The organism is Hymenobacter polaris (assembly GCF_012927305.1).
GTDB lineage: Bacteria > Bacteroidota > Bacteroidia > Cytophagales > Hymenobacteraceae > Hymenobacter > Hymenobacter polaris.
This window is the reverse complement of sequence record NZ_JABBGH010000001.1, coordinates 1,572,593-1,593,648: the sequence shown is the minus strand read 5'-3', so window position 1 is coordinate 1,593,648 and position 21,056 is coordinate 1,572,593. Positions and strand designations below refer to the sequence as shown.

Below are 21,056 nucleotides of genomic sequence, written 5' to 3'. Positions count from 1 at the left end.
CGCTGCTTTATTCTCCTCACTGCTTTGTTAGCCACCGCGCCACCCTGCTCACCTCGGGCACCCAGCCGCTGAGCAATAGCCCTAGGCCGTAAATAGCCGTGAGGGTGCCGCCGCGCAGCAGCAGCGTTAGCCAGCTGTTGTGGAAGCCCGGCAGGGCCCAGGCTACCGCGCCCGCGCCGGCCGCCAGCAGCAGCAGGTAGGCCACCGTGCGGTCGAAGGGCTGCCAGCCGAAGCTGCGCCACACAAACCAGGTGCGCAGCAGGTTGATGCCGCTCAGGGCCAGGCAGTTGGAGAGCGACGCCCCGGTGAGGCCGAAGCGGGGGATGAGCAAGTAGTTGAGCACCACAATGGAGCCAGCCAGGCCCACGTTGAACAACAAATCGTAGCGGTAGCGGGGCGAGGTGCTTACAATCAGGCCGTTGACGCCCGTAATGCCGTCGGTGAGGCGGCCGGCCAGCAGCAGCAGCACCGCCGTGGTGCCCGCCGCAAACGCCGGCCGGTGGATGAGGCCATAAATGAACGGCAGGTTGAGGGCGATGCCCACGGCCAGGTAGGCCCCTAGGGCCGTGTTGAGGCGCGTAGTGCGGCGGTAAAAATCGAGCATCTTGGCGGCCGCGCCTTCCTTCCAGTACTCGGCAATGAGCGGGTGGGCCGTTTTGTAGAGCGCCCGAAACGGGATGGCCAGCGCCGTGCTGATATTGAGGGCAATGACGTAGATGCCCGCGTCGGTCAGGCTGCGCTGCGAGCCCAGCATCAGCGAGTCGATGGTAACCAGGATGTTGCCCGAGATATTACTCAGCAGCGCGAAGCTGCCAAAGCGCAGCAGCTCGCCCATGGGCCGCACCGCTAGCACCGCCCGGCGCGGGCGCAGATGCAGCTCGCCCACTACCCCTAGGTACACCAGCAGCGCGAGGGCCACCGCCGCGTAGCTGCCCAGGTAGGCCAGCACGAAGCCCTCAAACGAAAGCACTTTGGTGGCGTAGAGCGCCGCCGCGCTCACGATGAGCAAGCGCTGCAGTACCTCGGTCAGAAAGGAAGAAAATGAGCTGTAAAACAGCGACTTGGCATAGGAATCGAGCAAGCTGTAGAGCAGGATGAAAAAGGCCATCGCCAGCATTACGCCGTAGTGGCGGCCCACCAGGTCGGTATCGTGGCCGTGGCTGTACCAGGCCAGCACCCAGGGCCGGCCCAGCCACAGCCCCAGGGCCACCCCCCCAAACACGGCCAGCGGCACGGCCAGCAGCAGCGGCAGGTAGCCCCGGTGCCCACTCTCGGCATCGCGGAAGTAGGGAAAATAGCGGAGCGTGGTATTGGTAAAGCCCAGCGCCGAGAGCTGCGCCCCCAGTGTGGCCAGCGCCACCAGCACGCTCAGCAGCCCCAGCTGCGCCGGCGCCAGCAGCCGCGGCAGCACCAGCGTGGTATTTACGAAACCGACCCCTAGGCCCGCGTAGGAAATAATAGTGTTGCGCAGCCCCTGCCGCTGAACGATACCCAAGTTTGAGTTATAAGTTAAAAGTTATGAGTTAAGATGTTCGCGCTTAACGCACCTCTGCGAATTACCACGGCGCACCTCAGCGGGAGCTTCCGGGCGGTGCAACGAACTCGCTGTAAATCTCGCGCCCCGTGCGGAAGGCCGCCCCCAAATCCTGCAAGTGGCGCATCAGCGCGTGAAATTCCCTAGGGCCGTTGCGCTCGTTGGTGGGGTCGAAGTTCTCGTTGTGCCACAGCACCGAGGCCACCCCGCCAAAGCGCCGGATTTCGGCAAAAATGGGAGCTAAGGCGGGTAGAATTTCGCTAGGCGCCAGCTGCAGGTAGCGCGGGTGGTGCAGCGTGGCATCCATCACGTTGAGCGGAATTTCCAGGAAGCTAGCTTCGCTACCGGTAGCGAAATCGAACGGGTAAAATGGCAGGCAGTAGCTGTGGCGGAAGCCGTAGTGCTCAGCAAAGCCTAGGGTACTGTCGTAGATAACCTCCGTCCACTCGACCATGGTCGGCGTGCGATATGGCTCCCAATGTAGGTAATGAAACCTCAAGCCTGACCCTGGTAGATATAAACGTCGCAACTCACCAATTAAAGCCCAGTTATCGATACTAGTACCCAAGCTGCCGTGTAGCCCCAGCTCGCAACCCTGCTCTTGTAGCCGTCTTAGGCGGTGCCGAAACTGCGGTGTAAATTGGTAGTCAGCATTAGGCGTGCCATTAGGCGCTCTACGGTGCTCGGGCAAAATGAAAAACGTGCTGCGCCCGCCGTACTGCGCTACCTGCGCGGCCACGGCCTCCAGGTTGTCCCAGGCGTCGGGTTGCGTCAGGTGGCGCCATAGTAGCCGGCCGAAGCGCAGCAGCTGGCCGCGCCCTAGGGCCGCTTTGGCGGGGGCCTTCCAGGCGCTGCGCAGGTTGTCCACGTCGTGCGAGATAAAGGCGGCGAACTCGGCCCGCTGCGGGCCCCAGCGGCGCGGCGCGTACTGCTGGCCAGTAGCTTGCTCCAGCGCGGTTTTCAGCACGTCGAAGTAATAATTAACTACCGGCAGCGCCGCAAACCCGTACTGCTGCTGCACGCTGGCCGCGTAGGGAAAGCGCCCGTGCTGGTCGCGCTCGTCGGAGAAATATTCCTGCCAGCCGCTGAGCAGGTAAAACGCCGCCGCCACCACATCGGCCGCCACGAAAACCTGGCCGCCGCGCTCGGTCAGCAACGGTTCGCCTAGGGGGGCGTCGAAGAAAAACGGCACCCGCCGCCCCCGCCACTCGCGCCAGGTGGGCGCGGGCGGGTAGGGCTGGGTGCCGTCGAAAAAACCAGCGCTGCCCTCGGCTACCACTACCACCGGCTGCCCGCCATCGGCGTAGCCCAGCAGCTCGGTGGGCAGTCCGGGGTAGGCCCGCGCCAGCTGCCGCCGCACGTAGCCCAGGCGCACCATCGCCGACACGGGGGCAGCGGGCGCAGGTAAAGGCGGGGTGGTCATAGTCCGGCAAAGGTACCTGCCCTAGGGCCGGGGCCTAGCGCACCACCTCCACCCAGCCCTTGTAGCTGTAGCCGGTGCTGGCGCGGCGCAGCAGCACGTAGTACATGCCGGCGGCAGCCTCCGAGCCCCAGTCATTGCGGTAGCTGTCGGTGTGCAGCACGGGGCGGCCCCAGCGGTTGTAGATGTCCAGGCTCCAGTCGCTGCCCGCCAGGCCCTGCACGGCAAACAGGTCGTTCTGCTTGTCGTTGTTGGGCGTGATGATGTTGGGCACCAGCAGGCAGTTGCGCGGGGCCACCGTGCGCGCCGCCTGGGTGGTGCCGCACTGGCTGCTCACGCGCAGCGAGTAGCTGCCCGCCGCCGTCACCCTCAGCAGTTGGTTGGTCGAGCCATCCGACCACAGGTAGCGCAGGCCCGCGCCGGCCGGGCCGCGTAGCGTCAGGCTTTCGCCGTCGCAGAGCGTCGTATCAGCCCCTAGGGTGAAGGTGGGCGCGGCCAGCGCGCCGCGTACCCGGTAGCTGGCCTGCTGCGCGCAGCCCGTAGCATTGGTCACAGTCACGGTGTAGGTGCCCGCCTGCGTTACGGGCAGGCTGGCAGTGGTGGCGCCGGTATTCCAGCGGTAAGTAAGCGGGCTCGCGGCATTGCCCACAAACGTAACCAGCTGCGCGGTAGCGCCGGGGCACAGCACCGAGTCGCCCCCAATCGCCACGGTGGGCAGCGCCAGCGCCCGCACGCGCACCTGCGCCGTGCTGGTGCAGCCGTTGGCAAAGCTGGCCGTAACGGTGTAGGTACCCGCCTGGCTCACGGCGATGCTGGCCGTGTTGGCGCCGGTGCTCCAGCGGTAGCCAGTGGCGCCGGCGCTGGTGGCCGCTAGGTGCCCGCTGCCGCCCGCGCACAGCACCGTGTCGCCGCTGATGCTAAGGGGAGCCGTAGCCAGCAGCTGCACCTGAAAGGCTGCCTGCCCTACGCAGCCCGCGGCCGACGTAGCCGTAACGGTATACGTGCCCGGCTGCGTAACGGCGATGCCGGCCGTAGTAGCCCCGGTGCTCCAGCGGTAAGTGGCGGCGCTGCTGGCAGTGGCCGTGAGGCGGCCGGTGCTGCCAGCGCACAGCCCCGCGTCGCCCGTAATGCTAACGGTGGGGTTGGGCGCCACCCGCACCCGGTAGCTGGCCTGCTGCGGGCAGCCCGCGGGCGAAGTAGCCGTGACGGTATAGGTGCCCGCCTGGCTCACGGCGATGCTGGCCGTAGTAGCCCCCGTGTTCCACAAATAAGCCACGGGCCCCGCCGCGCTAGCCTGCAAGCGGCCCGCCGCGCCCGCGCACAGCACCGAGTCGCCGCTGATGGTGGGCGCATACGAGCGGGCTTGCCGAATGGTGGCCTGCGCCGTGGCCGTGCAGCCATTGGCAAAGCTGGCTGTGACGGTGTAAGTACCCGGCCCCAGGCCGCTGAGCGTGGCCGTGGTAGCCCCGGTGCTCCAGCGGTAGCTGGTGGCGCCCGTGGTGGTGGCTACCAGGCGGCCCGTAGCCCCGGCGCACACCGCCGAGTCGCCCGCGATGGTGAGGGGCGCGGCGGCGCTGCCCAGCAAAATGTACTCGCCGCGGTAGCTCAAACTACTGCTTAGTAAGGAGTTATTAACAGTGGTAGTTGTCAGCGCCGACCAGCCTTGGTCGTTAGCCGGACGCTGCTGGGCGGTGCGGCAGTTGGCGCCCCCTAGGGGGTGCAGCCGCAGGGTAAAGGTGGGGATGTTGCCGGTGCCCACCGTAAAAACGCCTACGTAGTTGGCCGCCGCCCCCGCCCCGGCCGCAATGCTGGGCGGGCTATCGACGGCGTAGAGCTGCACGCCGCGCGTTTGGGCGCTTACCAGGCTGGCCACGGCCGAGTCGCCGGTGGCCGTAGCCAGCGCCACCCGCGCGCCCGTGGCCAGCGAAGCCTGGTAGAGGCTGGTGCTGGCATCGCCCAGGGCCGCCCCCGACGGGTGCCAGGGCGAGCCCGCAAAGCCCACCAAGGTGCCGTTCGTGGGCTGGCTGCCCTGGTCGGTAGCCGTCAGCCCGCTGCTCTGGTCGAAGCGGTAGTACGCTACCAAATCGGCCGGGGCAGTGGCAAACTTACGGCACATATTCTGCTGAATGTCAGCAGTAGAGCGCGCCGTGCGCCATACCCGCACCTCGTCGATGTCGCCCTGGAAATAGAAGTTGGTGAGGTAGGTATAGGTGCCAATCGTCATGGGCTCGGGCGTGCGTAGGTCGCCGCCCGAGTAGGCGTAGGTGTTGCTGTTTTCCAGCACGCCATCCACGTAAATGCGCCACACGTTTTGCTCTACCTGCCCGGCAATGTGGTGCCAGCGTCCGTCGCTGACGACGGTAGTGGAAAGCCCCGACGTGAAATAATTGCCTTTGCCGGCCCGGCCATAAATAGCCGCCCGGCCCTGCACCGTACCAAACTCAAACCCACTTTCCGAAAAGAAGGAATTAGAATACTTGGTTACGGCAAACTGCCCTTCGTAGGAAATGGTTTTCACCCAGGCTTCCACCGTGAGGGTATTGACAATGCCCCGGTCGGCGGTGCCGCAGTTAACGTATTGGCTGTAGCCGTTGAAAGTCAGGTTATTGCCTGAGCCAGGAAGTGATTGAGCGGTAGCTAGATGCGCAGCTATGAAAAGGAAAAGAACTAGTAATTGTTTAAGCATATACTTACGTAATAAAAAACTGCCTATAAGCAACAAAGCTACAGTGTAACCCCCTTATTCAGCCCGTGAATTGTCCAGCATAGCAGCCAGTTTAGCCAGGCAAAATTGCTGGCTATGGCCTTCTAGCTCGGTGCCTAGGGTGGCATTGTAGTAGGCCGCCCGCTGGTAGAGCGTGGCCGGCTTGCAGGCCGCATACTGCTGCACCAGCGCTGCCAACTCCGGCAAGCTATCGGCGCGCGCTACCAGGCCGTGCCGCACGTAGCCATAGTAGTCGTTGGTGAGGGCATTAGTGCCGAAGCGGTAGTACATACTAGCCACGTTAAGCAGGGTAGCCTCTAGGTGCGTCGAGGTGTCGGCGGCGATGAGCGCGTCGTGCGCCAGCAAAAAGTCGAATACCTGCTCCTGCCGGGCATCCGACCACTGCAAACCAGGCAGCAATTGGCGCAGGGCGCTGAAGTCGCGCGTATCGCTAGGGTGGGGGCGCAGGGTAAACGTGAGGTTCGGAAACTGCGCGGTCAGGAACACGAGCGCCTCCGTTAGGGCGGGCAGCGGGTCGTGAATATTGCAGGCTACCGCCACCCGTTGCACCCTAGGGTTGGTATTGCGCCGGCTCAGAAAGGCGTCGGCTTTGGGCATGCCCACCAGCTCGACGCGCCCGGCTACGGGGCCGCACTGCCGGTACTTATCCAGCGCGTCCTGGCCTTCGAGCAGGCTGAGGTCGAAGCCCAGGGGCGGGAAGTTGGTGCTCACGCTGGCGTGCTGCACGTAGGCCGTGGGCACGCCCTCGGCGCGGCAGGCCAGCAGCAGCGAGCGGCTATCGTCGTTGTGGTCGTTGGCAAACACCACGGCCCTAGGGCGGTAGTGGCGCAGCGCCCGGCGGTACACCTCGTAGTAGCCGATGGCGTAAAAAACGAGGTCGAAAAACCGCAGCGCCCGGCTGCCCACCAGCTGCCGCAGCCCTCGCAGTGCTGCCGGGTACTGCCAGTAGTACAATATTTTACGGCGCAGCGAAAGCCGGTTTACCGCCCCGCCGTAGCGCCCGATATTCTTGCCCTGGCCCGCCACCAGCACCGCGTCGGGCCGCGCTTCTTGGATGAAGCGCAATGCCTCGTAGTTGTTGGCGCTCACCACGTAGAGCCACACCGCGCCGCGCAGCTCGCCGGGGTTGCGCAGGGGTTGAAATACGTTGCCCACCAGCCGCAGTCCGGCGTAGCCCAGCACCCGGCCCAGACGCCGCCAGGGGCTGGCCGGCGAAATACCCGCCAGCACCGAGGCAGGCAGCGCGGCAAATAAGTCGGTAAAGCGCAGCTGTAGCACATCGCGCAGCCGCTGGGCCAGGGGGCTAGCAGTGGGCGCGCTCACGGCTGGGGGGCGGCCACGGGCTCGCCCAGCAGCGCGTCCCAGCTGAGGGGGGTGCCGGGGGCCAGGTCGCGGGCGGCCGGGCGGCCCAGCACCACGTCCCAGAAGCGCGGCAGCAGCCCGTCGCCGGGCCGAATAATACGCAGATTGTCAGCGGTTAGGGGTTCGCCAGCAGCAATGGGCCGGGCCACGTAGATGCTACGCTTAAAGATGCGGCTCTTCGCCTCGCTGGCTTGTACGCACAGCTGCACCGTTCCCAGGGCCTGGTGGGCGCGGGTGGTTTCGGCTACCAGCAGCTGCAGCTCCTCGGGCTCGAGCGAAAAGGCCGAATCCACGCCCCCGTCGGCGCGGCGCAGGGTGAAGTGCTTTTCGATGACGCAGGCCCCTAGGGCCACCGCCGCCACGCTGGCGCCCACGCCCATGGTGTGGTCGCTGAGGCCCACCGGGCAGTCGAACGTTTCGGCCAGCACGGGGATGGTGCGCAGGTTGGTGGTGGCCGGCGAGGCGGGGTAGGTGCTGGTGCACTTGAGCAGCACCAGCTCGCGGCAGCCGGCGCCGCGTAGCACCCGCACGGCCTCGTCAATCTCGCTGAGGGTGGCCGCGCCGGTGCTCACAATCACGGGCTTGCCGGTGGCGGCCACCCGGCGCAGCAGCGGCCAGTGCGCATTCTCGAACGAGGCAATCTTGTAGGCCGGCACGTCGAGCGCCTCCAGAAAATCCACCGCCGACTCGTCAAACGGCGAGCTGAAGGCCAGCAGCCCCCGCTGCCGGGCCCGCTCAAAGATGGGCGCGTGCCACTCCCAGGGCGTATAGGCCTCTTTATAAAGCTGATACAGGCTCTTGCCCTCCCACAGCGACTGCCCATTTTCGCGGATAACGAAGCCCGTGTCCATGCTAATGGTGTCGGCGGTATAGGTTTGGAGCTTGAGGGCGTCCACGCCCGCGTCGGCCGCCGCATCTACCAGGGCCAGGGCCCGGTCGAGGCTCTGGTTGTGGTTGCCCGACATTTCGGCAATGATAAAGGGCCGCTGGGCGGGACCCACGGGCCGCCCGCCAATGGTAATATCCATAGATAATCGATTCACTGTTAACGCAATGGCCAGGTAGTGCAAGGGCCTCGGCCGGGCGGCTGCCCCTGTCAAGGGCCCGGCAAAAAGCGTCCGCCAGGCCGGCGCCGAGCCTTCGTGCCTAGGCCACCCAGGCAAAAGTACGGCTGCCCGCCGGCCCGCTGCTCGCCACTTGCTGATAGCCGGCCCGCCCAAAGGCCCGCACCGAAGCCAGGTTGTCGACCTTCACTTCGCCGCGCACCTGCGCCAGTTGCGGCCAGTGCGCCAGGGCCGCCCGCGTGCCCGCCAGCAGCAGCGGCGCCGCCCAGCCCCGCCCGCGGTAAGTCGGCCCTAGGGAGTAGCTTAGTATAGCCGTAATTTGCTCATTATTATCGGATAAAGCAAAGCGAATCAAGCCCGCCGGCTCGCCCGTAGCGGTTTCCTCGGCCAGTAGCAACAGGTAGCGCGCGGGTTGCGCCAGCTGGCCCGCCAGCCAGGTTTCGTGCTGCGCCAGCGGCACCGGCGCGGGGTCGAACGACTGCTGCCGGGTGGCGGGGTCGTTGGTCCAGGCCAGCAGCTGGGCGGAGTCGGCGGGCTGCACCGGGCGCAGGCGCAGCGGCGCGGCCGGCACTTGCAAGGCGGTAAACTCCTGGCGCAGGCGCCGCCCCTGCTGCCCATCGAAGCAGCGGTGCTGGGCCTGCCTCAGCTGCTGGGTTAGGCGCGGCGCCTCGGCGGCGGTGAGCACGTTGGGGGCGGTAGTATAAGGTAGCCCTAGGCCCGCCGCCCGCAAAAAGCGGTCGAGGTCGTGCTGGTTGTCGGCGGTGGGCAGCAGCAGCAGCAGCCCGCCGCCCGCCGCGCAGTACTCGTAGCTGATGGTGCTGGGCGAGAGCACGGCCGCGCCGCACTGCCGCATAAGGGCCGCCAGCTCGGCGCCGCCCAGGGCCCGGTGCAGCGTCAGGCGCTCGGCGTGGGGGGCAGCCCAGGTGCGCAGCTCGTCCCAGCCAGCGTAGGCGGCCCCCGCTACGGCGTGCACGTGCGCCACGCCCGGCAGCGCCAGCAGCGCGGCGGCCGTGGCGCGGGTCAGCTGGCGCGGGTCGGCCCCGCCCAGGCACAGCAGCACTTGGTGGGGGCTAGGCGCAGGGTCGGTTGGGGAGGCAGGCGTTAGAAACTCCTCGCGTAGCGGCGCGTAGGCGGGGCCGCTCAGCAAGCGAGCGCCCGGCGTGCGCAGGTCGTAGGCGGCTGGCCCCACGCCCCCGGCCGGGTTCAGCACCAGGTCGGCAGCGAAGGGGAAAGCGTGGATATCATCCAGGCACACCAAGCGGGCCACCAGCGGCCGCACCGCCAGCTGGTAGGCGTAGTCGAAGCTGTACCCATCGAGCACCAGCACATCGGTAGGGCGCAGCAGGGGCGGCAGCGTAGCGGTAGCCTCCGGGCCCAGGGGCTGGCCAGGCAGCTCGCCCAGGCTTAAGCCCGCGCGTCGCACCAGCTCGCGCACAGCCTCATCGGGCGTCTGCGTCAGAAAAAGCACCTCCGTAAAGTCCGGCCGCAGCAACTCGGCCAGCGCCAATAGTCGCATCAGGTGGCCTAGGCCCAGGCGGCCGTTGCCATCGGCGCGGAGCACGAGGCGGGGGGCAGTAGCCATAGGCCTAGGCGGTTTTTTGCACTACCTCGGCGTTTAGCGCCAGTAGCTCGGGGTGGGCGTTCAGCAGCGCCAGTAGCTCGGGCAGCGCGAGTTCGTGGGCGTGATAGGTGCCGATTAATTGGCGCAATACCTCAAAGTCGGCGGGCACATCCAGCGTCAGGCGCGGGGCGCTGTAGTCGCCCAGGGGGCACAGCTCGTCGCGGCGCAGCACGGGGCCAGCGGGCGCAAACTGGGCGCGTAGGTAGGGCGTCACGTGCTCGCGCTCGGCGGCGGTAGTGGCGCGGCGGTGGGCCAGGGCCAGCAAGTCGGCGGAGAAAATCTCGAAATCCAGCCCCCGCGGAAAAGTACGGGCTACTACGTTCGAGCGGTAGGCGAGGGCGTTGCCCTCGGCCAGGTAGCGCGCTACGGCCGCCCCGATGGTGGGGCCATCGAGCAGCGGGCAGTCGCTGGTGACGCGCACTACCACGTCGAACCCCAGCTGCTGATTGGCCTCATAGTAGCGGCTCAGCACATCGCTTTCTGAGCCTCGGTAGCACGGCAAGTCATGCTCGGCAGCGTAGGCAGCCAGCACATCATCGGCCGGCAGGGTAGTGGTAGCCAGTGCCACCGGCAGGCCGCTGGTGCGCAGCCGCGCCACGTGGTAGTCGAGCATGGGCCGCCCGGCTACCGGCAACAACACCTTGCCCGGCAGCCGGGTGCTGCCCATGCGCACCTGCGAAATAATGCCGGCCGTTTGCATTAGCTCGGGATTTTTTCCAACAGGTACATGGCGTCGGTGTTGCCCTGCTCGGGGGCGCTCACATAAGGAAATAACTCCTTTTTTACCAGGCGCAGCTGCGGAAAAGTATCCAGGAAAAGCTGGGCGAAGTCAGCCTTCCACAAAAAGCCCTCGTTGCCGCGATACGGGATGGCCGTGGTGGCGGGGGCGTAGTACTCAAAGCCCCAGATGTAGCGCCGCGAGCAGCGCACCATCTCGGCCATGAGCTGGGGCAGGTCGGCCGGGGCAATGTGAATCAGCACGCCGTTGGTGCACACCACGTCAAAGAAACCGTCCTTAAACGGTAAGTCGAAACCGCTACCCTGCATGATGTTTATATGCTGGGTATATTCCTTGGCTTTCTCCACGGCGTAGGCTTGTAGCTCCACGCCGTAGAGCTGCGAAAAGCCGGCTTCCTGCAAGCCGCGCAGCTGCATGCCCGTGTTGCAGCCCACTTCCAAAATGCGGCTTTCGGCGGGTAAATCCCCTAGGAAGCGCTGGTTCATTTCGGGCTTGGTCAGGCCCCAGGTGCGGCGGTAAAAGTCGTTCCACTCGGCCAGGTGGCGCGAGTTGCGGTCGGTGTATTCGCGGCCAAACTCGCCAGCCCAGAATTCTTCTTGTTGAGTAGGTTGCATATAAAAGGCGGTGACGCTTACGCCGTCGGGTTATGAGCCAGAAACTCCTGCACGCAGGCCACCACGTACTGCTGCTCCTCGTCGGTGAGGGTGGGGTAGAGGGGCAAACTCAGGCAGCGGCTGTAGTAGGCTTCGGCGTGCGGAAAGTCGCCGAATTCCCAGCCCAGGCGCTCGTAGTAGGGCATGCGGTGCACCGGCACGTAATGCACCTGGGTCAGAATGTTTTTGGTGCGCAAGAACTCGTAGAGCCCGCGCCGATTAGCTACTTCAATCACGTACAAATGGTAGGCGTGGCCCGCGCGGCCGGGCGCTAGCACCTGCACGCCGGGCGTGGCGGTAAAGGCCGCGTCGTAGGCGGCGGCCAGCTGGCGGCGGCGGGCCAGGCCGGCCTCGGCGCGGGCCAGCTGGCTGAGCCCTAGGGCACAGTTGAGGTCCGAAATGCGGTAGTTGTAGCCCAGCTCCTGCATTTCCATGTACCAGCCGCCCTCGTCCTGGCGCAGCAGGCCGGTGGCGTCGCGCTCGATGCCGTGGGTGCGCAGGCGGCGCAGGTGGCGGGCCATGGCTTCGTCGTTGGTGGTTATCATGCCGCCCTCGCCGGTGGCAATGTGCTTGACGGGGTGGAAGCTGAAAATGGCCAGCTCGGCCAGCTGCCCGCTGCCGCAGCGGCGCTCCTGCCCCTGGCTGTCTACAAAAAAGCCGCCCGGCGCGTGGCAGGCGTCCTCAATCAGCCAGAGGCCGTGCTCGTCGGCCAGCGCCCGCGCCGCTTCCATATCCACGGCCAGCCCGGCAAAGTCCACCGGAATCAGCCCCGTGAAGTAGCCCCTAGGGTGCGCTTCGAGCAGGCGGCGCACGGCCGCTAAATCCAGCAGGCCCGTAGCCGGGTCAATGTCGGCGAAGTGCACCTCGCCGCCGCAGTAGCGCACGCAGTTGGCGCTGGCCGCGAAGGTGATGGGCGTGGTGATGACCCGCTGGCCCGGCTGCACCCCTAGGGCTAGCGCGCACAAGTGCAGGGCGGCCGTGCCGTTGCTCACGGCCACGGCGTAGCGGGCGCCCACGTAGGCGGCGAATTTCTCCTCAAACTCCGCCACCCGCGGCCCCTGGGTTAGGAAATCCGAATGCAGCGTTTCAACGACGGCGGCCACGTCGTCGTCGGTAATGTGCTGGCGGCCGTAGGGGAGGGGATGAGTAGGCGTAAACATGGGGGGCAAAAGTACAGTCGCGGCCCGACCTGCTCGCGGCCGTGGCGCTCAGCTCAATCCGGCTCCATATTTGAACGGCGCTTAAGCTCTGCCTTACACCGTATCAACCTAGTGAGATATTTTTTACTACTGCTATTGCTCGAATTGCTAGCCCCCGCCACCGGATGGGCTCAACGCGAATACTACAACTGGTACTTCGGCAGTTCGGCTGGCATAACCTTCAATACGGGTACCCCCACGTTCCTGCCTGGCAACCAGCACGACAGGCCTCATAGCCCCTTCACTATCTCCAATGCCGCCGGGGTAGTGCAGCTAAGTGGTGAGGATACAAACTTATGGGACCGCACCGAGGCACCCATGCCGGGTAATGTGCTGGGAAGTTGCTCGTTGGGTGCTACTATCGGCGCCTCCTCAGCCTGTCTAGTTGTGCCCCAGCCTGGGCGGCCAGGTCGCTACTACGTACTCCGTAGTGTTGCGAAACAATACAGGCAGGCATGCATTACGGGCTTTCAATACGCAGTGATAGATATGGGGCGGCGGGGTGGCCTAGGGGAGGTAGTGGAAGCAGATTCGCTGCCTTACTCGCAATGGCTTGCTAATTATGGTGCACCAACGGCCGTACGCCATACTAACGGCCGCGACCTGTGGATAATCACTCAAAATCGCGTTACTAACCAATACTGTGCTTGGTTGCTGACCGCGACTGGTTGGCAAGGCTTACCCGTGCTGAGCGGCCCGCCGACCGCCTATGCTACTTTCTTTTTCAATGAATTATATAGACTAAAATCTTCTCCCGACGGGCAGCATTTAGTAACCGCTTGGTACGACTTAGTGCCAGTTTTACCTAACGCGCCTTATTTTAAAAGACGTACCTACCTTGAATTAGCGGATTTTTCTCTTAGCACCGGCACTGTTACGCAGCGTCGTATTCTGCCTGACTCGCTTCAGGGGGCTAATAAAGTTGGACCGAATAGAGATTGCATCATTGGCGGCTTGGAATTTTCACCCGACGGCTCGCGCCTGTACGCCGACACTGTAGGAGGCCACGAAATCTGGCAATACAACCTACTAGCTGGAACACCAGCGGCCATCGCGGCTTCTAAGCAGCGCATTCCTATCACCACGCGCGGCGAGCTTAACGATTTGCAACTCGGTCCTGACGGCAACATCTACGTTTCGGCATGGGACAGTCATTATTTAGCGCGGCTTACCAACGTCAATGCCTCGGCTGCCGCTGTGCGCTACGAGGAGCGGGTAGTCGACCTGCAAGGCGCGACCTGCCAGTTTGCCTTGCCTCGCGGCCCCAACGACTTAAACCTACCGCCCGTGGTTGTTACTAATTCTGGTACCGTAAGCGCCTCAGCCGTCACGTGTGCGGGCGAGCCGGTGCTGTTTCAGTCGTCGCTGAGTCCCTTCGTCACCGCAGCCTCGTATGCCTGGGATTTTGGCGACCCTGATGCGGGCGGTGCCAACCAGGCCGCCGGGCAGGCCCCTAGCCACACCTACACCCAAGCTGGCACTTACGCGGTGCGCCTACGCGTAACCTCCAGCAGCGGGCAGGTATTTGAAACGGGCCAAACGGTGCAAGTGCTGCCATTGCCCCGCATAGCTTGGCCCGCCGACACTACGCTGTGCGCCGGCGGGCAGTACAAGCTCAGCCCTGGGCCGCAGCCAGCTGGCACCACCTACCGCTGGCAAGACGGAAGTACCACCAGCGGACAAACCATAATCCAAGCCGGCCAATACCAAGTAAGGGTAACAAGCCCTACCGGCTGCACCACCCAAGCGCAGATAACCGTGAGCTTTGCGGATTGCCCGTCCTTGCTACCAAATATCATCCTTCCTGCCGGCGACAACGCCGCCAATGCGCATTTTGCCTTACGAGGGCTGAATGCTTCCGACTGGGACCTGACGCTGTTTAACCGTTGGGGCCGGGAAATCCACCGCCAGGAGCATTATGATAACTCCTGGGCGGCAGCAGGCCAATCCGCCGGCCTGTATTACTACTTTCTCTACAATCCCACCACTGGCCAGCGCCTGCGTGGCTGGGTCGAAGTGGTGAAGTAGTTACACCTCAAACGCGGGGTCTACGTGCAGGCGGATTTCCTCGCGTATCTGCTCGGCGCTCAGCCAGTCGGTGTTGTTGGCCGAGTCGTAGTGGAAGTCCTCGGGCACGCGCTTGCCGTCGAATTTCTCGATGAACTTGTCCACGTTCCAGCCGGGGGCGGTGGCGGGCAAAATCACGTAGTAGCGGTCCAGCTCCACGGTGCTTAGCGCGTCGGTCTGGGTTATCATCTCCTCGTGCAGCTTCTCGCCGGGCCGGATGCCCACAATCTGCTGCTCGCAGTCGGGCCCAATGGCGCGGGCCACCTCGGTAATCTTGTAGCTCGGGATTTTGGGCACGAAAATCTCGCCACCCCAAGCGTGCTCCAGCGCGTAGAGCACCAGGTCCACGCCCTCTTCGAGCGAAATGTTGAAGCGCGTCATGTCGGGGTGAGTGATGGGCAGCACGCCCGTGCGGCGCTGCTGCAAGAAGAACGGCACCACCGAGCCGCGCGAGCCAATCACGTTGCCGTAGCGCACCACCGAGAGGCGCAAGTCCCTAGCCCCCTTCATGTTGTTGGCTGCCACAAAGAGCTTGTCCGAGCACAGCTTGGTGGCGCCGTAGAGGTTGATGGGGGCGGCGGCCTTATCGGTGCTCAACGCCACTACGTCGTGCACGCCGCTGTCGAGGGCGGCGTTTATCACGTTTTCGGCCCCGAAGATGTTAGTTTTGATGCACTCCATGGGGTTGTACTCGGCGGCCGGCACTTGCTTGAGGGCGGCGGCGTGCACGATAATGTCCACGCCCTCGCAGGCCCGGTGCAGGCGGGCAGGGTCGCGCACGTCGCCCAAAAAGAAGCGGATGGCCGGGTACTGGCTCTGCGGAAACTCCTGGCTCATCTCGTACTGCTTCAGCTCGTCGCGCGAGAAGACGATGAGCCGGCGGATGCCCGGGTAGAGGCGGAAAATGGTGCGGACAAACTGCTTGCCGAACGAGCCCGTGCCGCCGGTGATGAGGATGGACTTGCCGTTGAGGTCGAGGGCCATGAGTGGGTAATGTGGAAAATGCAGGGAATGTGGGAAATGTGAAAATGAAAAGTGTCTAAGGCCTGGGGCAGCCAGTCAGCCTAGCTCATCTCCATATTTCCACATTCAATACATTTTCACATTTAGTAAAGAAATCTGGCTGCAAAAATAACCCCGCCGGCCGCCCGAACTTTGTTGCCGCCCTAGCCCTTCGTTTCGCATGACCCTGCCGCACCCCGTTAAATTGCTCATCTGGGACCTCGACGACACCTTTTGGCGCGGTACCCTCTCGGAAGGCGCCGTGGAGGCGCTCGCCGAAAACCTAGCCCTGGTGCGCGACACGGCCGCCCGCGGCCTGGTGCACACCATCGTGAGCAAGAACGACCTAGGGCCGGTGGAGGCCGAGCTAACGCGCCTGGGCATCCGCGACTTATTCGTGTTTCTGCGGGTGAGCTGGCAGCCCAAGGGCCCGGTTATCAAGGAGCTACTGGAGGCCATGCAGCTGCGGGCGCCCAACGCGCTGTTTTTGGACGACAACGCCGCCAACCGCCAGGAAGCCGCCTTCTACAACCCCGGCCTGCAAACGGCCGACCCTGCCGACCTGCCCACCCTAGGGCCCCTGCTGCGCGCCAGCGGCAAGCCCGACCCCACCCTGAGCCGCTTGCAGCAGTACCAGCTGTTGGAGCGCCAGCAGGCCGTGCGCCAGCAGTACGGCGCCGACAACCTGGCCTACCTGCGCGCCGCCGGCATTCAGGTCGAGTTTCGCGAGGGCGCGGCCGCCTTGCTGCCCGACTTGGAGCGCATCGAGGAACTGATAAACCGGAGCAACCAACTCAATTTCACCAAGGTGCGGGTGGAAAAAACAGCGCTGGCCACTGCCCTGGACGACCCCAGCCGGCGTTGGGGCAGCGTGCGTGTGCGCGACGCGCTGGGCGACTACGGTTTGGTGGGCGTGTTTAGCCTGAATCAGCAAACCAATGAGCTAGAGCAGTTTACTTTCTCGTGCCGCATCCTGCACCTCGGCATCGAGCAGTTCACCTACGCCTGGCTGGGCTTTCCTGGGCTGGAAGTGGCTGGCGAAGTAGTGAGCGAGCTAAATCGCACCGACCGGCCCGACTGGATTACGGTAGCGGCGGCCTCGGCTGATACGGCTGCCCCCGCACCCCCTAGGGCCACGCCGCGCCTGCGGGTGCTGCTCAAGGGCGGCTGCGACCTGGGGCAGCTCACGCCTTTTCTGCAAGCGTATGAGGTACAAGTAGAAGAGGAATTTAACTACGCCAACGAAAATCAGATTATCGCCCACCTCGAGCACACTGTGCTCTTGCGCGAAGGCCGCGAGCTGCCCCCGGCCGCGCTGCAGCGCCTAGGGGCTAGCCTGCCGTTTTTGGGCCGCGAGGCGTTCGCTACCAAGCTGTGGCAATTTGACTATGACACACTGATTTTCAGCACAATCATGGATTATACCCAGGAGCTGTACCGCGAGCGGGCCACGGGCTACGAGGTGCCCTTTGGCGGCTACTACGACCTCACCGCCCGCGACCCGGCTGCCCAGGCTGCCCGCTTTGCCCAGCGCCGCTACCGCGGGATGGATGAAAACTTCCTGCGCCAGTTTGCCCGGGATTTTACGTGTGAGGGCCAAATCAGCCCCGCCCGCTTCCAAGAAAATCTGGCTTGGCTGCGCGCTCAGATTCCGGCAACCATTCCCATTTTCTTCCTCAACGGCGCCGAATTGGAGCTGGCCAACCCCGCCGAGCCTACCGCCCTAGCCCGCCACGCGGCCCTGAACGCCGCCTTGGCCGAGTTCGTGGCGGGTGCCGAAAACTGCGTTGTCATCGACGTGCGTCCCCTCATCCAAACCCGCGCCGACGTGACCAACAACCTGCGCCATTACCAGCCGCGCCACTACCGCGCCCTGGCCCAGCAACTGGCCGCCGCCCTGGCCGCCTGGCGTGGCCAGGGCCAATTGCGCCACTCGCGCTGGGTTGATGCCAAAGCGCGCCTGCTCAGCTACTTGCCGCCGGCCTGGCGCTAGCGGGTACCAGCTGGGCCAGCCGCGCCGCCTGGCCCCGCCGCGAGTAGCGCGCCACCATCGGGCTCGGGGGCAGGTCGAGGTCGGGACTTTGCTGCCAGCGGTGCCCTAGGGCTAGCAAGGTGCTCAGCATCAACTCGTAGTCGTCGTAGGGCAGGGCCTGGCCGGCGCCGGCTTCGCGCAGAATGTGGTCGGCGTCGGAGCCGGCCGGGCCTACGCACAACACGGGCTTATAAGTAGCCAGGTACTCAAAGACTTTGCCCGGTAAGATGCCCAGGTTCAGCGGCACGTCGGGGATGGCCATGAGCACGGCGCTGCTTTGCAGCAGGTAGGCCACCGACTGCTGGTGCGGCACGAAGGGTAGAAATTCCGTGGCATCGGCCAAGCCCGCCGCGGCCACCTGCGCCCGAATGCCGGCATCGACCTGCCCTATGAAGCGCAGCCGCCAGGGCACGGCGGGTAGGCGCCGGCCGCACTCGGCCACGGCCCGGAGCAGATTGTCAATGCGATAACGCGCCGTGATGGTGCCGGTGTGGGTGATGCGCAGGCAGTCTGCGGGCGGCTGGGAGGGCTGCTGAAAATCGGGCTCGTCGTAGCCGTTGGGCAGCACCACGATTTTGCCAGCCGCCAAGTCGGGCAGTTTGCGCCGGAACAGGCGCTCGGTTTCGGGCGAGGTTACCAGCACCGCGTCGGCCCCGCGCAGCACCTGCCGCTCGTAGCGCGCATCAAGCCAGGCGGCGGCCGGGGTGCGGTGCAGGTCCTTGGTATAGTAAATGTCGGTCCAGGGGTCGCGCAAATCGGCCAGCCAACGCAGGCCGTGGCGTCTTTTTAGCTCCAGGCCAATGAGCTGAGTAGAATGCGGGGGCGAGGACGTCAGCACCGCGTCGAAGCGCTCGCCCTGCGCCAGCAGCTTCTCCACGGCGGCTAGCGCGTAGGCGTTCCAGCCCCGGCGCGGGTCTGGGATAAACAAATTGCCCCGCACAAAGCGCATGGCTTTTTGCGAAAGGCTCGGGGTGCCCTCGTTGGCGAAGCCGCCGTGCGGCACGGCCCGCCCCGTCAGCTTCTGGTACGAGCCAAAGGGCTCGAGCGTAGCCGTGCGGATGACGCGCACTCCTAGGGGCACGTCGTGCAGCAGGCTCTCGTCGCGCACCGGGTAAGTGGCTTGGTCGGGGTCCACGGTGATGACGGTGGGCTCCACGCCCAGGCCCGGCAGATACTTCACCCACTTCAGGCAGCGCTGCACGCCCGCCCCGCCCGAGGGCGGCCAGTAGTAAGTGATGACGAGCAGGCGAAGCGGGGAGGCAGTTTCGGGCACGGCGGGCGGCGAATTTTTGTTGGCAAAGCTACGCGATGCCCTAGGCTGCCGGGGCCGTACCTTTGGCTATTCAAGCCCGCCTTCCTTGCCATGACCAACGAGCAAGCCACCGAACTCCTGGCCTTGGTGGCCGACCAATTAAAAGCCACCGACCGGCTCAACGAAACCTTCAACCGTCGCTTCGAGCAGCTTACCGAGGTAGTACTCAACGGCTTCGTGCGCCTGGAAGATAAGTTTGATAAGAAAATCGACGTGCTCACCGGCCGCGTAGACGTGCTGACCGACCATGTAGATGTGCTGACTGATGAAATGCGTGAGGTGAAAGCCGACGTGCGCGACATCAAGAGCGAAGCCCAAACTACCAACCGCCGCCTGCAAGCCACCTTCGAGCAAACGGGCAAGCTCACCGAAAGCAATACCGACAAGGAGGCCCGTATCGTGAAGCTCGAAACCGAAGCGCCTAGCAATGCCGAGCTGCATCGCCGCCTGCTGGCCCTCGAGGAGCAAATGCGCCGCGCCTCCTAGCCCCCCCCGCGTAGTCAGCCCGCGCAGCGGGCGTATCCACGCAATCCGTTAAATCCGTTAAATCTGCGATTTATGTTTGATAACCTCTCTACCAAGCTCGACCGGGCCATCAAAACCCTCAAAGGTCAGGGCAGCATCTCCGAAATCAACGTCGCCAGCACCGTTAAGGAAATCCGCCGGGCGCTAGTGGATGCCGACGTCAACTACAAGGTTGCCAAGGAGGTAACCGACAAGATTAAGGACGAGGCCATGGGCCGCGAGGTGCTTACGGCCGTGTCGCCGGGCCAGCTCATGGTCAAAATCGTCTACGACGAGCTGACCGAGCTGATGGGCGGCGAGAAGCAAGACATCGTCATCAAGGGCGACCCGGCGGTGGTGCTGCTCTCGGGCCTGCAGGGCTCGGGCAAAACCACCTTCGCCGGCAAGCTGGCCGCCTTCATCAAGAAAAGCGGCCGCAACCCGCTGCTGGTGGCCTGCGACGTGTACCGCCCCGCCGCCATCGACCAGCTCAAGGTCCTGGGGGAGCAGATTGGCGTGGAGGTGTACAGCGAGCCGGAGAACAAGAACCCGGTCGAGATTTCGCAGAACGGCATCGCCTACGCCAAGAAGAACGGCAAGAAGGTCGTCATCATCGACACCGCCGGCCGCTTGGCTGTGGACGAGCAGATGATGCGCGAGATTGAGCAGGTGAAGCGGGCCATTAACCCCTCGGAAACCCTGTTTGTGGTGGACTCGATGACCGGCCAGGACGCCGTGAACACCGCCAAGACCTTCAACGACCGGCTCAACTTCGACGGCGTGGTGCTCACCAAGCTCGACGGCGACAGCCGCGGCGGGGCGGCGCTCAGCATCCGGGCGGTAGTGGAGAAACCCATCAAGTTCATCTCGACCGGCGAGAAGATGGAGGCCCTCGACCTCTTCTACCCCGACCGCATGGCCCAGCGCATCCTGGGCATGGGCGACGTGATTTCGCTGGTAGAGCGCGCCCAGCAGCAGTTCGACGAGGACGAGGCCAAGCGCATCAACGCCAAGATTCGCAAAAACCAGTTCGACTTCAACGACTTCCTAGGGCAGCTCGAGCAAATCAAGAAGATGGGCAACCTCAAGGACCTGGTGGGCATGATACCCGGCGCCGCCAAGATGATGAAGGACGTTGAAATTGACGACGACGCCTTCAAGCCCGTCGAGAGCATCATCAAGAGCATGACCAAGCAGGAGCGCTCGCAGCCCGACCTCATCAACGCCTCGCGCCGCCGCCGCCTCGCGGCTGGCTCCGGCACTGATATTCAGCAGGTAAACGCCCTAATGAAGCAGTTTGAGGATATGCGCAAGATGATGCGCCAAATGAACAAGATGAGCCAAACCAAAGGCGGCATGGCCCAAATGGCCAAAATGATGGGCGGCATGAAAGGTGGCGCCATGCCCGGCATGGGCCGCCGCTAAGCCTAGGGGTATTAGCAACTAAAAAACGCCCGGTTTCGTAACCGGGTGTTTTTTAGTTGGTGATTTTGAGGCGTGGAATTTCTTTTTCGCGCAAGTCGATATCTGCTGGCGCGGGCTGCTTGCTGAACTCGTCAAAGCATACCGTGCGCTGCCCGCGGTATTTCATTTCCGGGTCTTCGATAATAATAACGTGCGGAAACGTGCCGTATTCCTTGTCCTCGCGCGTCAAGGTTTGCTGGGTGCCTAGGTCAGGCTTGTTCAGCACGTTGGCATACACGAACTGCCCCCTAGGGGCCTGCTTGAAATAAAGCACGGTAGCCTCGATGTGGCCGGTGCAGGGGGCGGAGCAGGCAGAAGCCAGTAATCCCGCAAGCGCATAAAACAGTGAACTGCGCAT

Annotated in this window: 16 protein-coding genes; 4 read left to right on the top strand and 12 right to left on the bottom strand. The window is 64.2% G+C overall.

Going from position 1 to position 21,056, the window contains the following annotated elements; all coding sequences use genetic code 11:
• Positions 1 to 16 precede the first annotated feature (16 nt).
• The 9 genes from HHL22_RS06760 to pseC all read right to left on the bottom strand — a co-directional run bounded on the left by HHL22_RS06760 (position 17) and on the right by pseC (position 12,278).
• On the bottom strand, positions 17 to 1,495 hold the full coding sequence (locus HHL22_RS06760) for a lipopolysaccharide biosynthesis protein (protein WP_169530169.1): 1,479 nt from the start codon (positions 1,493 to 1,495) through the stop codon (positions 17 to 19).
• Between the two features lie 76 nt (positions 1,496 to 1,571).
• Positions 1,572 to 2,957 carry a DUF7033 domain-containing protein gene (locus HHL22_RS06755; protein WP_169530168.1) on the bottom strand — a complete coding sequence of 462 codons (1,386 nt, stop codon included), beginning with the start codon at positions 2,955 to 2,957 and terminating at the stop codon, positions 1,572 to 1,574.
• Between the two features lie 34 nt (positions 2,958 to 2,991).
• Positions 2,992 to 5,640 (bottom strand): LamG-like jellyroll fold domain-containing protein, encoded by a 2,649-nt coding sequence (locus HHL22_RS06750; protein WP_169530167.1) that lies wholly within the window; start codon positions 5,638 to 5,640, stop codon positions 2,992 to 2,994.
• Positions 5,641 to 5,694: 54 nt separating this feature from the next.
• Entirely contained in the window at positions 5,695 to 7,002 is a 1,308-nt protein-coding gene (locus tag HHL22_RS06745) for a glycosyltransferase family protein (protein ID WP_317172633.1), read from the bottom strand.
• Positions 6,999 to 8,069 (bottom strand): pseudaminic acid synthase, encoded by a 1,071-nt coding sequence (pseI, locus tag HHL22_RS06740; RefSeq protein WP_169530166.1) that lies wholly within the window; start codon positions 8,067 to 8,069, stop codon positions 6,999 to 7,001. Before pseI ends, HHL22_RS06745 begins: the two co-directional genes overlap by 4 nt.
• Positions 8,070 to 8,187: 118 nt before the next feature.
• Complete coding sequence (gene pseG / locus HHL22_RS06735) at positions 8,188 to 9,687, bottom strand: UDP-2,4-diacetamido-2,4,6-trideoxy-beta-L-altropyranose hydrolase (RefSeq protein WP_169530165.1); 1,500 nt, start codon at positions 9,685 to 9,687, stop codon at positions 8,188 to 8,190.
• A gap of 4 nt (positions 9,688 to 9,691) precedes the next feature.
• A complete protein-coding gene (locus HHL22_RS06730) occupies positions 9,692 to 10,426 on the bottom strand; it encodes a cytidylyltransferase domain-containing protein (protein WP_169530164.1) in 735 nt (244 codons plus the stop codon).
• Positions 10,426 to 11,079 (bottom strand): pseudaminic acid biosynthesis-associated methylase, encoded by a 654-nt coding sequence (locus tag HHL22_RS06725; protein WP_169530163.1) that lies wholly within the window; start codon positions 11,077 to 11,079, stop codon positions 10,426 to 10,428. Before HHL22_RS06725 ends, HHL22_RS06730 begins: the two co-directional genes overlap by 1 nt.
• Before the next feature lie 17 nt (positions 11,080 to 11,096).
• Positions 11,097 to 12,278, bottom strand: coding sequence for a UDP-4-amino-4,6-dideoxy-N-acetyl-beta-L-altrosamine transaminase (gene pseC / locus HHL22_RS06720; RefSeq protein ID WP_169530162.1), 1,182 nt, complete (start codon positions 12,276 to 12,278; stop codon positions 11,097 to 11,099).
• A 993-nt stretch (positions 12,279 to 13,271) separates the two neighbouring features.
• On the opposite strand from pseC, the gene HHL22_RS06715 reads away from it, so the two are divergent.
• Complete coding sequence (locus HHL22_RS06715) at positions 13,272 to 14,345, top strand: PKD domain-containing protein (protein ID WP_169530161.1); 1,074 nt, start codon at positions 13,272 to 13,274, stop codon at positions 14,343 to 14,345.
• On the opposite strand, the gene pseB is transcribed toward HHL22_RS06715, so the two are convergent.
• On the bottom strand, positions 14,346 to 15,368 hold the full coding sequence (gene pseB, locus HHL22_RS06710; RefSeq protein WP_169530160.1) for a UDP-N-acetylglucosamine 4,6-dehydratase (inverting): 1,023 nt from the start codon (positions 15,366 to 15,368) through the stop codon (positions 14,346 to 14,348).
• A gap of 199 nt (positions 15,369 to 15,567) precedes the next feature.
• Here pseB and HHL22_RS06705 point away from each other — a divergent pair, with 199 nt between their 5' ends.
• Positions 15,568 to 17,379 carry a hypothetical protein gene (locus HHL22_RS06705; RefSeq protein ID WP_169530159.1) on the top strand — a complete coding sequence of 604 codons (1,812 nt, stop codon included), beginning with the start codon at positions 15,568 to 15,570 and terminating at the stop codon, positions 17,377 to 17,379.
• On the opposite strand, the gene HHL22_RS06700 is transcribed toward HHL22_RS06705, so the two are convergent.
• Positions 17,351 to 18,691 carry a glycosyltransferase family 4 protein gene (locus tag HHL22_RS06700; RefSeq protein ID WP_317172632.1) on the bottom strand — a complete coding sequence of 447 codons (1,341 nt, stop codon included), beginning with the start codon at positions 18,689 to 18,691 and terminating at the stop codon, positions 17,351 to 17,353. The two genes, HHL22_RS06705 and HHL22_RS06700, sit on opposite strands and share 29 nt — an antisense overlap.
• Positions 18,692 to 18,781: 90 nt before the next feature.
• On the opposite strand from HHL22_RS06700, the gene HHL22_RS06695 reads away from it, so the two are divergent.
• Both HHL22_RS06695 and ffh read left to right on the top strand, forming a co-directional pair.
• Positions 18,782 to 19,216, top strand: coding sequence for a hypothetical protein (locus HHL22_RS06695; RefSeq protein ID WP_169530158.1), 435 nt, complete (start codon positions 18,782 to 18,784; stop codon positions 19,214 to 19,216).
• A gap of 72 nt (positions 19,217 to 19,288) precedes the next feature.
• Positions 19,289 to 20,659, top strand: coding sequence for a signal recognition particle protein (ffh, locus tag HHL22_RS06690; RefSeq protein WP_169530157.1), 1,371 nt, complete (start codon positions 19,289 to 19,291; stop codon positions 20,657 to 20,659).
• Positions 20,660 to 20,711: 52 nt separating this feature from the next.
• On the opposite strand, the gene HHL22_RS06685 is transcribed toward ffh, so the two are convergent.
• Positions 20,712 to 21,056, bottom strand: a complete 345-nt coding sequence (locus HHL22_RS06685) for a hypothetical protein (protein WP_169530156.1) — start codon at positions 21,054 to 21,056, stop codon at positions 20,712 to 20,714.

Excerpts from the sequence above, each read along its gene's own strand:
- HHL22_RS06755 (WP_169530168.1), bottom strand. The coding sequence starts at position 2,957 with ATGACCACCCCGCCTTTACCTGCGCCCGCTGCCCCCGTGTCGGCGATG.
- HHL22_RS06750 (WP_169530167.1), bottom strand. The coding sequence starts at position 5,640 with ATGCTTAAACAATTACTAGTTCTTTTCCTTTTCATAGCTGCGCATCTA.
- pseI (WP_169530166.1), bottom strand. The coding sequence starts at position 8,069 with ATGGATATTACCATTGGCGGGCGGCCCGTGGGTCCCGCCCAGCGGCCC.
- pseG (WP_169530165.1), bottom strand. The coding sequence starts at position 9,687 with ATGGCTACTGCCCCCCGCCTCGTGCTCCGCGCCGATGGCAACGGCCGC.
- HHL22_RS06730 (WP_169530164.1), bottom strand. The coding sequence starts at position 10,426 with ATGCAAACGGCCGGCATTATTTCGCAGGTGCGCATGGGCAGCACCCGG.
- HHL22_RS06725 (WP_169530163.1), bottom strand. The coding sequence starts at position 11,079 with ATGCAACCTACTCAACAAGAAGAATTCTGGGCTGGCGAGTTTGGCCGC.
- pseC (WP_169530162.1), bottom strand. The coding sequence starts at position 12,278 with ATGTTTACGCCTACTCATCCCCTCCCCTACGGCCGCCAGCACATTACC.
- pseB (WP_169530160.1), bottom strand. The coding sequence starts at position 15,368 with ATGGCCCTCGACCTCAACGGCAAGTCCATCCTCATCACCGGCGGCACG.
- HHL22_RS06705 (WP_169530159.1), top strand. The coding sequence starts at position 15,568 with ATGACCCTGCCGCACCCCGTTAAATTGCTCATCTGGGACCTCGACGAC.
- HHL22_RS06695 (WP_169530158.1), top strand. The coding sequence starts at position 18,782 with ATGACCAACGAGCAAGCCACCGAACTCCTGGCCTTGGTGGCCGACCAA.
- ffh (WP_169530157.1), top strand. The coding sequence starts at position 19,289 with ATGTTTGATAACCTCTCTACCAAGCTCGACCGGGCCATCAAAACCCTC.
- HHL22_RS06685 (WP_169530156.1), bottom strand. The coding sequence starts at position 21,056 with ATGCGCAGTTCACTGTTTTATGCGCTTGCGGGATTACTGGCTTCTGCC.